Origin of the sequence: Streptococcus oralis (assembly GCF_001579025.1) — a bacterium.
Classification (GTDB): Bacteria; Bacillota; Bacilli; order Lactobacillales; family Streptococcaceae; genus Streptococcus; species Streptococcus oralis_X.
Map to the genome: position 1 here is coordinate 1,084,344 of NZ_KQ970235.1, position 14,037 is coordinate 1,098,380.

At 40.8% G+C, this 14,037-nt stretch carries 11 protein-coding genes and 2 pseudogenes; 1 reads left to right on the forward strand and 12 read right to left on the reverse strand.

Features of this window, described 5'->3' with window-relative positions; translation table 11 throughout:
* Positions 1-212: 212 nt before the first annotated feature.
* A pseudogene (locus SORDD27_RS09725) lies at positions 213-595 on the forward strand (IS30 family transposase); the annotation flags it as partial.
* Between the two features lie 199 nt (positions 596-794).
* Here SORDD27_RS09725 and SORDD27_RS10510 read toward each other — a convergent pair.
* The 12 genes and pseudogenes from SORDD27_RS10510 to SORDD27_RS05255 all read right to left on the reverse strand — a co-directional run.
* A pseudogene (locus SORDD27_RS10510) lies at positions 795-1,499 on the reverse strand (Ltp family lipoprotein); the annotation flags it as partial.
* Positions 1,500-1,581: 82 nt separating this feature from the next.
* Positions 1,582-2,769: a PspC-like choline-binding domain-containing protein gene (locus SORDD27_RS10565; protein ID WP_462217663.1), complete on the reverse strand. Its 1,188-nt coding sequence runs from the start codon at positions 2,767-2,769 to the stop codon at positions 1,582-1,584.
* A 518-nt stretch (positions 2,770-3,287) separates the two neighbouring features.
* A complete protein-coding gene (gene pabB, locus SORDD27_RS05210; protein WP_061427731.1) occupies positions 3,288-5,009 on the reverse strand; it encodes an aminodeoxychorismate synthase component I in 1,722 nt (573 codons plus the stop codon).
* A 263-nt stretch (positions 5,010-5,272) separates the two neighbouring features.
* Positions 5,273-5,836 carry a TIGR01440 family protein gene (locus SORDD27_RS05215; protein WP_061427733.1) on the reverse strand — a complete coding sequence of 188 codons (564 nt, stop codon included), beginning with the start codon at positions 5,834-5,836 and terminating at the stop codon, positions 5,273-5,275.
* 109 nt (positions 5,837-5,945) lie between these two features.
* Complete coding sequence (locus tag SORDD27_RS05220; RefSeq protein ID WP_061427735.1) at positions 5,946-7,637, reverse strand: cache domain-containing sensor histidine kinase; 1,692 nt, start codon at positions 7,635-7,637, stop codon at positions 5,946-5,948.
* Entirely contained in the window at positions 7,634-8,371 is a 738-nt protein-coding gene (locus SORDD27_RS05225) for a response regulator transcription factor (protein ID WP_061427736.1), read from the reverse strand. The genes SORDD27_RS05220 and SORDD27_RS05225 overlap by 4 nt, the downstream gene beginning before the upstream one ends.
* Positions 8,372-8,441: 70 nt before the next feature.
* Positions 8,442-9,554: a peptide-methionine (R)-S-oxide reductase MsrB gene (gene msrB, locus SORDD27_RS05230; protein ID WP_061427737.1), complete on the reverse strand. Its 1,113-nt coding sequence runs from the start codon at positions 9,552-9,554 to the stop codon at positions 8,442-8,444.
* Positions 9,555-9,563: 9 nt separating this feature from the next.
* Positions 9,564-10,127 carry a redoxin family protein gene (locus tag SORDD27_RS05235; protein WP_061427739.1) on the reverse strand — a complete coding sequence of 188 codons (564 nt, stop codon included), beginning with the start codon at positions 10,125-10,127 and terminating at the stop codon, positions 9,564-9,566.
* A 13-nt stretch (positions 10,128-10,140) separates the two neighbouring features.
* A complete protein-coding gene (gene ccdA2 / locus SORDD27_RS05240; protein ID WP_061427740.1) occupies positions 10,141-10,851 on the reverse strand; it encodes a thiol-disulfide oxidoreductase-associated membrane protein CcdA2 in 711 nt (236 codons plus the stop codon).
* A 163-nt stretch (positions 10,852-11,014) separates the two neighbouring features.
* Positions 11,015-11,566: a GNAT family N-acetyltransferase gene (locus SORDD27_RS05245; protein WP_061428090.1), complete on the reverse strand. Its 552-nt coding sequence runs from the start codon at positions 11,564-11,566 to the stop codon at positions 11,015-11,017.
* A 158-nt stretch (positions 11,567-11,724) separates the two neighbouring features.
* Entirely contained in the window at positions 11,725-12,549 is an 825-nt protein-coding gene (nadE, locus tag SORDD27_RS05250) for an ammonia-dependent NAD(+) synthetase (RefSeq protein ID WP_061427742.1), read from the reverse strand.
* Positions 12,546-14,006: a nicotinate phosphoribosyltransferase gene (locus tag SORDD27_RS05255; protein ID WP_061427744.1), complete on the reverse strand. Its 1,461-nt coding sequence runs from the start codon at positions 14,004-14,006 to the stop codon at positions 12,546-12,548. Before SORDD27_RS05255 ends, nadE begins: the two co-directional genes overlap by 4 nt.
* Between the last annotated feature and the right edge of the window lie 31 nt (positions 14,007-14,037).

The window sequence follows — 14,037 nt, forward strand, 5'->3', positions numbered from 1 at the left end:
GTCCCAGTGTTGCAGTTGCTAAGCTGGTTACTAAAATTTTTTTTGATTTTTTCATAAAAATCCCCATTATTTTTAATGATTTATATCTATAGTATACCATATGCTTTATTTTTTTACACTCAAATAATAACTATTTATGAAAGCCCTATTTTAAAATGAAGTGCAACACAAAAGACATGTTCATCTGATATACTAGAGTTACGAAAAACAGTATAAAGGAAGATGAACATGTCCACTCATTATTCTCATACAAGCACTTATCTGAAGCTGAGCGACTAGAAATTGAATCTTATTTAAACGTAGGACTCAAATCTGCTGAGTTTTCTCGTAGACTGGGGGAAACTGCTCTACTATTACTCGTAAAATGAATCGTGGTTCCATAACACAAGTGAAATAAGTCAATGGGCAGAAGATCTATTACCTACACCATTATGCAGATGCTACCCATAACCGTTATCAGTATGCTAGAGAAGCCAGCTATTATTTGAAACTATATCGTTTATCGGACGACTTTCTGAAAGAATTTACAGAAGTAATGGGAGAGAAACCAACGGGACATAGCATAGATGCCTTTGTTCACACCTATAAACTCCAACCCCTTTTTGAAATTGGAAAATCCATTCTGTTCTGAGTGGAAAGACAATAGGAGAACCTTCTATTTTGAACTTGGCTATAGTCCGCAAAAAAGCTGTTTGAGCTCACTCAAACAGCTTTAAAGATACTCTCTTAATTAGAGGAACAACTTTGTTGCACTTGACTTGTCAATCAGTGTTAAAAATAGTTATTCTAAATAATTAGTCGTCAAGATGTTGAATGGCATAATTAGCTTCTTCTTCTGTAAAGCCATCTATATAAGAGGTCAATTGATTGAAAAGACCAGATTTAGACATATTAAATAATTTTCTATAGTTCTTAGCATTAAACAATGCATTATACTTATAATCAGTTTTTAGATGATCAATAGCATATTGAGCTGCATCATTTGAAAATTTATCAAATTGAGAAGTTAATTGTCTATACATATGTTTTTTTGACATATGGAATAGCGAGTTATAACTCTTTGCCTTTTCTAAAGCAGCAGGATATTCACTATTGGTTGATGATTTGGTTTCCCATAATCCATTAGCTCCTACATAGTAACGACCTCCATCAACCCATTCACTCTTAGCCATCTTACCGTTTGATTTAAGATAGTAATTTCCTACCCAAGTATTACGAGCGTAACTTCCCTCTGAAGTCAAGTAGTAGTACGAAGCATAGTTCTTATCATAAACCCACTCACTCTTAGCCATCTTACCATTTGATTTCAAATAGTAGTTGCCTGACCAAGTGTTACGAGCATAGCTACCTTCTGTTGTTAGGTAGTATTATGAACCATAGTTCTTATCATAAATCCATTCACTCTTAGCCATTTTACCATCTGATTTAAGATAGTAATTGTCTACCCAAGCATTTTGGACATAGTTTCCCGAAGCATTTAGATAGAAATAAAACGTATAATATCAAGAATTAAAAAATATTGATATTATACGTTATTCTGAATTTGAAGCCAATTTTTCTAGCTTCTTTACTAAAATTACGTTAACGAATCCACTTACCTGAACCATCTACACGATAACCATCTGGTGTACGTTCATTAACAGCCATTTTACCGTTTGATTTAAGATAGTAATTTCCTACCCAGGTATTACGAGCATAACTTCCTTCTGGTGTCAAGTAGTAATATGATTTGTAGTTACTATCATATATCCACTCACCTTTAGCCATCTTACCATCTGATTTCAAATAATAATTACCTGACCAAGTGTTACGAGCGTAACTGCCTTCTGATGTCAAGTAGTAGTATGATTTGTAGCTACTATCATACACCCACTCACCTTTAGCCATCTTACCGTTTGATTTAAGGTAGTAATTGCCCACCCAAGTATTACGAGCGTAGCTTCCTTCTGACGTCAAGTAGTAATATGATTTGTAGTTACTATCATATATCCACTCACCTTTAGCCATCTTACCATCTGATTTGAGATAATAATTACCTACCCAATTATTTTGTGTATAGTTTCCTGAAGAATTTAGATAGAAGTACGAATTAGCTTTTTTATCAAAAATCCACTTATTTGTTACTTTTACGCCATTTTGATAATAGGATGTTCCTGACCAACCAGACTGAACTGTAGCCTTCTGTTTCTCCTGTTTAGAAGTCGTATCTTTTGGTTTTTGATCTGATTGTGAAGATGGTACTAAACCAGAAAATTTTCCATCTTTGATACTAAAAATAGGAGATTCTCCTCTATACTGATGAGTCAATGTAGTTTGAGGATCAGTATATTGCTGGCTTTCATACGCAACATATTTATATTCGCCATCAGTTAAATCTATATGATAAAATGTTGCTGTAGAACCACTTGTCAAAATTTTAGTAGTTAAACTTACTGTGGGAGAAAACGTTTCATCAACAACCTCTCCAGTTTTAACATTAATTAACTTAGACCTAATAAAAACTTCTTTAGCCTTTTCACCAGAAGCATTAAGTAAGTTAGGGTTAACATTATCAGTCGAAAAGATTGCAGTAACTCCATTACCTCCTTGATAACTTGTTAAATTTAAATTTACCTTGTGTTCAACAACTCCATCTTTATAAATGCTATCATCACGTCTTCCATCTAATTTTTTATCAGTTGTTCCCAACTCCACATATTTTCGATTACGTATTCTAAAAACTGGAGATTCACCTCTATACTGATGTTTAAATTTAGTCTTAGGATCAATAAAGTCTCCTCCAGATACAACATATTTATATTCTCCATCAGGATATTCACTAAAAACAAACGAAGATGTGGTCCCACTTGTTAAATCATTAGAACGTAAAAAAACACTTGGTGTTAAAAATTCTTCTACAACTTCACCTGTCTTAGCATTAACTAACTTAGTTTTTATTGTAATTCCATTCTTTTTCGCAAACTCATCAAATAAATCGGGACTAACACTATCTGTTGAAAAGTTTACAGTTAGACCTTTACCCCCATCAGCATTTTCTAAGTAAATATTTACTTTATGATTAATAACTTTATTTACAGAATGAGTATTTGCGCTCACATTCTCTATTAAAAACGGTGAGAAGCCTTCAATCTCGACAAGAGATACTAAACTAAGTGTTGCGATTGCTAGCGAAACTCCCAAAACTATTTTTGATTTCATCAAAAATCTCCTTTAAATTTTTTTGTTTACGGTTACATTATAACACAAATATGTATTAATATATACTAAAAGCTATTAATAGATAAAACTCACAATCCTATCACTTGCAACTCATACAAGCCTCTGACTGCATTACAGCCATAGATAGTCTCCGCTTGGTTCAAGTCTGCCAAAGTCAAAATTTTCTCTTCTACCTGTCCTATTTTTAGCAAATGCTGACGATAAATTCCTGTCAAAATTCCTAGACTGAGGGGTGGTGTGTAGAGTTTACCATTAATTTTTAAGACCAGATTTCCAATAGAGGTCTCAAGTAGTTCTCCTGACTTATTGTGGTAAATCTTCTCTTGCTCTCCTAGGCTTAAATGCGGTTTATGAGTTGTTTTAAAGTAGGTAAATGGCGTTTGCAAATCAGCTTCTTGCAGACAAAGTTTGGCTTTGCAGAAGGTCGTACTAAGAGGTTCCAATATTTGGGGACTGACTTCCATCTCTCCAGACTTGCTGATAGTAATTCGCAAGCGATAGTCTTGGTGGAAATCACAAGCTTGACACTCTTTCTCTATCTTTTGTCTCAGTACTTCAGGATCAAAAGGATAGGCAAAATAACGACTCGCCTTTGTCAGTCTTTCCAGATGTTGATCTTCAAATAGCAAACGTTTCTGGCTGATTCTTCCTGTAGTAATCAATTTGAAACGAGCTTGTTTACGATAGAGAACAGCCGCCTTTTGATGCACTTCACGGTATTCAGACTCCCAAGTACTATCCCAAGTAATCCCTCCGCCAACTCCATAAATGGCTTGTCCCTTGTGGAGTTGAATGGTCCGAATGGCGACATTAAAAATTCGTCGCCCATTTGGAAGCAAGAGACCAATCGTTCCGCAGTAGATTCCTCTGGGTTGAGGTTCCAAGTTCTTGATGATTTCCATCGTCGCTATCTTGGGAGCTCCTGTAATGGAGCCACATGGAAAGAGCGAACGGAAGATTTCAACTAGGTCAACATCCGATCGTAACTGACTCTTGATGGTCGAAGTCATTTGCCAAACGGTTGAATACTGCTCCACTTGACAGAGACGCTCCACATGTTCACTACCCACTTCGGAAATACGGTTCATATCATTGCGCAAGAGGTCCACAATCATCATATTTTCAGAACGATTTTTGGGATCCTGCTCCAACCAACTAGCCTGGTCCAGATCATCTTGGTCAGCCACTCCCCGCTGAGTCGTTCCCTTCATTGGTCGCGTTGTCAACTCACGGTCATTTTGCTCAAAAAAGAGCTCTGGGCTCATGGAAATCACTGCCATCTCATCATGTTCAACATAGGCATTGTAGCCCGCCTCCTGCTCTACCACCATACGATTGTAAATGGCAAAAGGATTGACACTCAAGTCTTGCTTGAGTTGGACAGTGTAATTTACCTGGTAGGTGTCCCCCTGACGCAAATGATGGTGAATCTGGGAAATAGCTTTTTCATATTCCTCTGCAGATGTTTGTTCCCGCCACTTTGAAGGCAAATCTACTTCCTCATAAGTCAGAGGAATAGGGGATGTTTCCACCCTGTCATGAACTGTAAAATATAACAGATACTCTGCCAGTAAAGGAGCTTTATGAACTGCTAATTTCTCCTCAAATGCAGGTGCAGCCTCGTAACTGACATAGCCCACCACATAATACCCTTGCTCTTGGTAGCTTTCCACTTGTGCCAGCAAGTCTGCCACTTCTGCTAAATCTCTCGTTTTTAACTCTTTGATAGGCTGAGTGAAGGTGTATCTCTCCCCCAAAGCCCTAAAATCAATCACTGTTTTTCTATGCATATCTTAAGTATAGCACAAAAAAGTCGACCTAGAACATCTAAATCCAGCTTTGTTTACTGATTTCTATAACGAAAAATCTTCTCTAAATTGCTTTTTTCTACTTTTAGCAATTCTCCATCAGGTAGCACCCCTTCTTCTTGTAAAAACTGGTCTTATTTGGAGCACTTTACACAAAAATTCAACAAAAAAGAACAGAGGAAGTCATGGTATCTATACCATTTTTCCTCTGTCTTTTGCTTTTCTTCTGTTACTATCGAATGATTTTATGACTTTCTGATAGAATCTTCTGGATACTGCGCACGCGCACCTCCGATTAATTTAGGACGGCTAGCTAAAGCCGTTACATGGGCGTGCCCAATCTCACGTAGTACCGGTCGAATCGGAACCTGAACATGCTTGACATGCATGCCAATCGCAGTATCTCCGATATCCAATCCAGCATGAGCCTTGATAAATTCAACCTCTACTGGATCCTGCATAAACTTGAATGCTGCCAACTGACCCGAACCTCCTGCATGAAGTGTAGGAAGGACACTGACAATTTCCAGGCCAAACTGCTCTGCCACCTGACGTTCAACAACGAGGGCTCGATTGACATGTTCACAACCTTGAACAGCTAGATGAATTCCTTTTTCCTCTAGGATATCTAGAATGGTTTTCACAATGATTTCCCCAATTTCTTGACTGGATTCCTTGCCAATCTGACCACCTATCACCTCACTAGAAGAAAGGCCCAAAACAAAGATAGCCCCTTGCTTCAAATTAGCCTTGTCTATTACATCTTCTACAATCTGGATTGTTGCTCTTTGAATGTCTTTTTCCTTCATACTTGATACCTCTTTTGTCACTATCTATCATATCTTTTTTTACTGATTTTATCAAGGCCAACTAATCATTCTGATTTTTAAAAGTAAAACTCCCAGAATAGACTGGGAGTTAGCTAATTGCTATTTTATTAATGTATATTTCAACTGTCGTCCCTTTTTCGGGTGCAGAATTGATCTTCATCTGGTAATTGTCTCCAAAATGAAGTTTGAGTCGTTGGTCGACATTTTGAAGGCCAACTCCCCCACGTTTGAGCTGACTTTGACTACTATCGCCAGCAGCTTGGAAACCAACACCATCATCCTCAATGCGGATGACAAGCCCTGTATTCTGTTTCTGAACAGAAACTTTAATATGTCCCTGACCTTCCTTCTCCTTGATACCATGGTAGAGGGCATTTTCTACAAGAGGTTGCAACACCAGTTTAGGCAAGACTAAATTATCAAAGTCAGGTTCTTCATCAATCTCATACTCCAGCTTATCACCATAGCGTTGTTTCTGGATAAAGAGGTACTGGCGGACATGATTGATTTCATCAGAGAGGCAAATCAAATCCTTTCCTTGATTGAGCGCCAAGCGGAAATAGGTTGCCAAGGACTTGGTCACCTGAACCACTCGCTGACTATCCTGAAACTCAGCCATCCAGATGATAGTGTCCAAAGTATTATAGAGGAAATGGGGGTTAATCTGGCTCGACAGTGCTTGAAGTTCATACTGCCGGGTTGCTTCTTCCTGCCTGCGCACATCTGCCATCAACTGATCAATCTGATCCAACATAGCATTAAACTGGCGAGTCACTTCTCTCAGTTCATAGGCGCCAGCTTCTTTGGCTCGAAGATTTTGTGTACCAGAAGCAATTTCCAGCATGGTTTCTCTCAGATCCTTCAAAGGGGCAATCCAGCGTTTGAGACTGAACCACACCAAGCAGAGACAGGCAAGAAGAGATAAGGCACTAGCACCAAGCAAGGTCCACATGAGTTGACTCCGAACCTGGTCTAACTTCTCCAACGAAGACACGCCTATAACCGTCCAATCAGTCCCTGCAATCTTTTCCTGACTAACGTAGGATTGATGGTCCAGCGTATAGCCCTGCCCCGTCTCGATGTAGGGTTTCATGGCCTCCATTTCACTCGCTGAGCTATAGACAGTACGTTTAGGATGGTAGACAAATTCATGCTTTTCATTGATGATAAAGGCAAAGCCCTGCTGGCCCAACTGGAGTTGGTTGAGATAGGCTTCCAGAGTTTCGTAGGAAATATCCAAACGAAGTACGCCAAGATTGCCCCCCTTTGCATCAACAAGTTCCTGAGTAACAGAAATGACCCATTGACTATCTGATTTACGAGCTGGGGTTAAAACTGGCTTAGCTCCCTGATGAATGGCCTTTTGGTACCAATCCTCAGCCATCATATCAGAGGAGGTTTTCATCTGCACACTGTCATCTGTAGAAATAACCTGACCGGATTTGGTAACCAGTACCATCGTTTTCAAGTCCTGGTCAGCCTTTAAGATGGTCAAAAATAGATCTCGGATTTCCTCGACCTTATCTTGACTGGGATTCTCAGCATAGGCCAACACATCCTTCTGCTGGGTCAAACCAGACGAGGTGGTTTCTAATTTTTTGATATAAGACTGGATAAAGTGGCTAGCCTGACTGATAGTCGTTTGGCTATTGCCTTCAATGGTAGCCTCAATGGCTGAAGAACTAGATTGATAGTAGAAAGTCCCAACCAGAGCTAGGAGAATGAGAAAGACCAGAAAGATGGAAATAACCATTCTGACTAGGAGAGAAGAACGCTTCATTGACCTTCCCCCTTCTTAAACTGACGAGGGGTCACACCTGCAATCTGTTTAAAGCGTTGGGTAAAGTAGTTCATATCTTCAAAACCAACCTTTTCGGCTATCTCATAAATCTTTAAATCTGAGGTCAGAAGCAAGAGCTTGGCTTGTTTGACACGCTCTCTCACCAGGTAATCCTGAAAAGGTAGGCCCAACTCTTTCTTAATCAAGGAACTCAAATAAGTCGGACTAAAACCTAGGTCACTGGCCAAAGACTTCAAACTAAACTGACTGTCAGCTAGATGAGACTGGATCTTCTGAGCAATATTTCCCTCAAACTTATCGGTTAATAAATCTTGTAACTGCTCTTCCTTTTCTTCCTTGTCTAGTTTTTGCTTGATTTTCCCCAACATTTCCTCAATATCCTGACGAGAAAAGGGCTTGAGCAGGTAGTCATCCACACCTAGTTTGACAGCAGACAAGGCATAATCAAAATCACCGTAACCTGTCAAAAAGACCAAATGAACTTGTGGATAGGTTTCTCGTACCAGACTGGCCAACTGGATGCCATTTAGCTGAGGCATGTTGATATCGGTTAAAATGATGTCTGGCACCTGCTTTTGAATCAAGTCCCAAGCCTGTCTTCCATTTTCAGCCTGACCGATGATCTCCATATCGTAGGCTGCTACATTGACCAGCTTGGTCAAGCCTTGTCTTACTAGATATTCATCCTCTACGATTAAGATTGTGTAGGTCATGCTCTACTCCTTTGTCACTTACTAGTATCAGTATAGCAAAATTCTCCTCTAACTGCTTAGGAAAGACTTCTTAATCAACATAATCTAGTAAATAAGCATAGCCTTTTTCTTCCATTTGGTCTTTGGGAATAAATCGGATAGAAAGACTATTGATACAGTAGCGCAAGCCACCCTTGTCCTGAGGCCCATCTGTAAAGACATGGCCAAGGTGAGAATCTCCAACTCGGCTTCTCACTTCCATGCGCGTCATATTGTAAGACTTATCTTCCTTATAAGTGACAACATCTGGACTAATTGGTTGGGTGAAACTAGGCCAGCCACAACCAGACTCAAACTTATCCTTTGATGAAAAGAGAGGTTCGCCAGTGGCCACATCCACATAGATACCGGATTCAAATTTATCCCAGTAGCGGTTTGAAAAAGCTCGTTCTGTTTGATTTTTCTGGGTAACTGCGTACTCCTCAGGTGACAAGGTCTTTTTCAATTCCTCATCACTTGGTTTAGGATATTTGCTGGCATCGATGACGGGGTAGGCAGCCTGATTGACATTGATATGACAGTAACCATTTGGATTTTTCTTGAGGTAGTCTTGGTGATAATCCTCAGCCACCACAAAATTCTTCAAGTTTTCCTTTTCAACTGCCAGAGGTTGGTCATATTTTTTAGCAACTTCATCAAAGACTTGGTTGATTACTTCCAAATCCTTGTCATCTGTGTAATAAACACCAGTACGATACTGAGTCCCCACATCATTTCCTTGTTTATTTTTGCTGGTTGGATTGATAATGCGGAAGTAATGAAGCAGGATTTCCTTGAGGGAAATTTGATTAGCATCATAAGTAACATGGACAGTCTCCGCATGTCCTGTTTGGTTAATCAATTCGTACTTGGTTGTTTCCCCTCTTCCGTTTGCATAGCCTGAAACGGCATCGGTCACTCCAGGCACGCGTGAGAAGTATTCCTCCACTCCCCAGAAACAACCTCCAGCTAGATAAATTTCGTGCAAGTCTGCGTCTTTGCTCACTTCTGTTTTTTTCACTGTTTTTGCTCCTTGGCTAACGGATGCTTTCTCAATTTGCGAGCTATCTGTCTGCCCTGCATTTCGCATCAATAGGAAATAGAAACCGGTTATGGCTAGGAGAATGACCCCTGCCAAGACAAAAAGTTTAACTTTATCATTCATAGCCTTTCTCTACCCCATTTCTTTCAATTCTTTTAAAATCATTTCCTTATCCATAAAACCTGGTTGCGTTTTGACCAGCTTGCCTTCCTTGTCTATAAAGGCTTGAGTCGGATAAGAACGAACACCATAACTTTCCAAGAGTTTACCTGATGGATCAATTAGAACTGGGAAATTTTTATAATCCAAGCCCTTGTACCAATTCTTAAAGTCCGCTTCAGATTGCTCCCCCTTGTGACCAGGAGAGACCACTGTCAAAACTACATAGTCATCACCAGCATCCTTAGCGATTTCATCGGTATCTGGAAGACTGGCTAGACAGATGGAACACCAAGAAGCCCAGAATTTAAGATAGACTTTCTTGCCCTTGTAATCAGATAAACGATAGGTCTTACCATCTACTCCCATCAGTTCAAAATCAGCAACCGCCTGACCTTTAGTCGCAGTTTGTGAACTAACTTGTTCTGTTTTGGATTGCTCCTTCATAGTAGACTCGTCTGCCATGTTTTTAGCCGAACAGGCTGCCAAGCAACAGATTGAGCCTACTCCAAGGAGACATGTTTGCCATTTTTTCATTTCTTTTTCCTCTCTATTCAAATAATGTAGTCAAAATGGAAGCATTCCCCAAAAGCACCAAAATTCCCATCACGATAATGAGGAAACCACCCACTTTTTTGAGGGTCCCGAGGTAGGGATGAAGTTTTCGGAAATGTTTCAAAACATAGCTGGAGGCAAGAGCTAGAACTAAAAATGGTAGCGCCAAACCCAGCGTGTAAAGCAACATGAGACCAGCTCCCTGCCAAGCACCTGAGCCACCTGAAGCCGCTAAGGCCAAAACAGACCCCAGAACCGGCCCTACACATGGCGTCCAAGCAAAACTAAAGGTCAACCCCAGTAAAAATGCCTGACTATAGCCGTTAGCGTTTTGATCCTGTCTCTTTAATTGTAGCCTTCTTTCCTTGTAGAGCCCCTGCAAATGTAAAACATCCATCTGGTGCAAGCCCAAGAGAATGATAATCGCACCTGTCACATACTGAAACCAAGAAGCATACAGCAAATTGCCTAAAAAACCAGCTCCATAACCCAGTAAGATAAAGATAAAAGAAATCCCCGCTATAAAGGCCAAAGTTCGCAATAAACTAACAAGTGAGATTGAAAATTTTCCACTAGAAGCCTGAGCATCATTCTTATCATCCAACAAGACCCCCGCATAGACTGGCAACAAGGGTAAAATACAAGGAGAAAAGAAGGAAAGAATTCCAGCAAGAAAAACACTAATAAAAAAGATTACATTGTCCATTGCCTTCCTCCATTCTTTGATTTGATAGGTCTATTATATCCCCAAAACTCCAGAAAAAACAGGGACAATGATAGGGAAAAATAGGAATTTAATCAGTTTATTTAGAAATCTGGCACAAAAAAAGCCAGACAAGGTCTGACTTTGGTAGAAACAGAAAAGAGAATCACCTGTCCTCCCTACTTATCTGGTAATAAATAAGGTCCGCAACGTAGTCTTTTCTCTCCACACCATTGGCAATGGTTTTTAGATAAGACATTCCCGCTTTTTCCATAACACGGCCTGAAGCTAGATTGAGACTAGCGTAACGAGCTCTGACTTTTTGAAAGCCTGCTTGAGTAAAACAAAAATCTAACACAGCTTTCAAGGCCTCTGTCATCATACCTCGGCCCCAATAGATTTTTCCTAAAACATAGCCAATTTCACAACTTAAATCTTCCTCGTGCATTTCAATGATGCTGATATCTCCTATCACATGCTCTGGGTTCTCTTTGAGACAAATGGCCCATTTGTAATAGTTGGGATTAGTATAGGATGCAACCCAATTTCGAATCGAGTTCCGAGTCACCTCGACATCAGGATGAGGATCCCAGGTGACATAGGTCAGATTCTCAGCAGACGAAGCCCAATTTTGAAACATGGCTTCCGCATCACTCTCCACAAATCTTCTCAAAATCAAACGTTCTGTCTGTAATATTTGCGTACCGATTGCTTTCATAATGTTACCTCGCTTTCTAAGCTTAAGGCTCAAGCTAAAAAGGTCCACAGGACCTTCCTCGCTTTCTCATTTCTAGGCTCAGGGTAAAAATCTCCAGTGGAGGTTATTCTTGCTCTCGAGTTTCAAGGCAAGAAGCTAAAAAGGTCCCCCGGACCTTTTTACTCCCAAAAGTCATCAAATACGGTGATTGGTAGGTGGCGTTTGTGTTGGCCTTTGTGCCACCAGTTTTCGATAGTTGCTTGGGCTTCTGAGCTGATTGTTTTTCCTTCTAGGTAGTCATCAATCTCTTCATAAGTAACTCCGAGGGCGACTTCGTCTGCAATACCTGGTTTGTCTTCTTCTAGGTCTGCTGTTGGGATTTTTTCATAAAGGGCTGGGTCTGCACCAAGCTCCTTCAAGAGTTGTTTTCCTTGGCGTTTATTGAGGCGGTAAAGAGGGAGAATGTCTGCACCACCGTCACCAAACTTGGTAAAAAAGCCTGTGATATTTTCTGCAGCATGATCTGTTCCAATGACCGCTCCGCTATGGGCACCCGCAAGGGCATATTGAGCAATCATACGGCTACGAGCCTTGATATTGCCCTTATTAAAGTCTGAAACAGGACTTCCTGTCGCTTCAACTGCAGCTGCCATGGCATCAGCTGATTCCTTGATATTCACAACCAAGCTAACATCTGGCTGGATGAAAGCAAGAGCTTTTTGTGCATCTGCCTCATCAACTTGCACGCCATATGGCAGGCGGACAGCGATAAATTGGTAGCTGTCATCTCCTGTCTCTGCTCGCATTTCTTCCATCGCTAATTGTGCCAAACGCCCTGCCAAGGTTGAGTCCTGACCCCCAGAAATCCCTAGTACAAAGGTTTTAAGGAAGGGGTGTTTTTTCAAGTATCTCTTTAAGAAGTCAATGGAACGACGGATTTCTTCCTGGGCGTCAATCACTGGCTTGACACCTAGTTGCTGGATGATGGTCTCTTGCAAACTCATTCTTCTTCTCCTTCGCCAAGGGCTTCCTTGCGCATCTTGTCGATCAAGTCCATCTTATCTTGCCAAATATCACGCGCCAAATCTACTGGGTAATGTTGCGGATTGAGCACGCGCTTGTATTCATCCCATAGCTTGTCGAATTCCTTACGAGCATAGGCTTGAATGTCAGTCAAACTAGGCAAGTTGTAAACTAATGTTCCTTCTTTGAAGATGTCCACCAAGAGAGGAACGGCATCAAAATTACGAACGGTCTTTTTGATGTAGGTATAAGTTGGATGGAACATCTTGATTTCAGTCATGCCGCTCACATCCACACCATCATAAGTAATGTAGTCACCTTCTGACTTGCCTTTTTCACGGCTGGTAATGCGCCATACCTGCTTCTTACCTGGGGTCGATACTTTTTCAGCATTACTTGAAAGCTTGATGGTATTGCGCATCTTACCAGTTTCATCTTCGATAGCTACAATCTTATATACTGCTCCAAGAGCTGGCTGATCATAGGCTGTAATCAGCTTGGTACCCACCCCCCAGACATCAATCTTAGCGTGTTGCATTTTGAGGTTTAGGATGGTATTTTCATCGAGGTCATTAGAAGCATAGATCTTTGCCTCTGTGAATCCGGCCTCGTCTAGTTGCTGACGGACTTTCTTGGAAATGTAGGCAATATCCCCAGAGTCGATACGAACGCCTTTAAAATTAATCTTGTCTCCCAGTTCACGAGCTACCTGAATAGCAGCTGGCACACCGATGCGAAGCGTATCATATGTATCTACTAGAAAGACACAGTCACGATGGGTTGACGCATAAGCCTTGAAGGCTTCATAGTCGTTTCCATAAACCTGTACCAAGGCATGAGCATGAGTACCCAAGACAGGAATGCCAAAGAGCTTCCCTGCTCGCACATTGCTAGTTCCGTTGGCTCCACCAATCACGGCTGCGCGTGTTCCCCAGATAGCTGCATCCATTTCTTGCGCACGACGTGTCCCGAATTCCATCAAGGGTTCATCTTCAATGACCGAACGAATACGTGCTGCCTTGGTCGCTATCAAGGTTTGAAAGTTAACGATGTTTAAGAGAGCCGTTTCGACCAACTGGCATTGGGCTAGAGGACCTTCTACCTGTACAATCGGCTCATTAGCAAAAACCAAGTCCCCTTCCTGAGCAGAACGAACCGTTAGTTCTAACTTGAGATTTCGTAGGTAATCCAAGAATTCTCCATGATAGCCAAGCGACTTCAAGTAGTCAATATCGCTATCTGAAAAGCGTAAGTCTTTAAGATAATGTACAATTCTTTCCAAACCAGCAAAAACCGCATAGCCGTTATTAAACGGTTGCTGGCGGAAATAAACTTCAAAGACCGCCTTTTTATTGTGAATTCCTTGGTCAAAGTAAACTTGCATCATGTTAATCTGGTACAAGTCCGTGTGCAATGTCAAACTATCATCTGGATACATCTGTTTTCCTTCTTCCTACTTTACAAAGGTA

Excerpts from the sequence above, each read along its gene's own strand:
- pabB (WP_061427731.1), bottom strand. The coding sequence starts at position 5,009 with ATGCATAGAAAAACAGTGATTGATTTTAGGGCTTTGGGGGAGAGATAC.
- SORDD27_RS05215 (WP_061427733.1), bottom strand. The coding sequence starts at position 5,836 with ATGAAGGAAAAAGACATTCAAAGAGCAACAATCCAGATTGTAGAAGAT.
- SORDD27_RS05220 (WP_061427735.1), bottom strand. The coding sequence starts at position 7,637 with ATGAAGCGTTCTTCTCTCCTAGTCAGAATGGTTATTTCCATCTTTCTG.
- SORDD27_RS05225 (WP_061427736.1), bottom strand. The coding sequence starts at position 8,371 with ATGACCTACACAATCTTAATCGTAGAGGATGAATATCTAGTAAGACAA.
- msrB (WP_061427737.1), bottom strand. The coding sequence starts at position 9,554 with ATGAATGATAAAGTTAAACTTTTTGTCTTGGCAGGGGTCATTCTCCTA.
- SORDD27_RS05235 (WP_061427739.1), bottom strand. The coding sequence starts at position 10,127 with ATGAAAAAATGGCAAACATGTCTCCTTGGAGTAGGCTCAATCTGTTGC.
- ccdA2 (WP_061427740.1), bottom strand. The coding sequence starts at position 10,851 with ATGGACAATGTAATCTTTTTTATTAGTGTTTTTCTTGCTGGAATTCTT.
- SORDD27_RS05245 (WP_061428090.1), bottom strand. The coding sequence starts at position 11,566 with ATGAAAGCAATCGGTACGCAAATATTACAGACAGAACGTTTGATTTTG.
- nadE (WP_061427742.1), bottom strand. The coding sequence starts at position 12,549 with ATGAGTTTGCAAGAGACCATCATCCAGCAACTAGGTGTCAAGCCAGTG.
- SORDD27_RS05255 (WP_061427744.1), bottom strand. The coding sequence starts at position 14,006 with ATGTATCCAGATGATAGTTTGACATTGCACACGGACTTGTACCAGATT.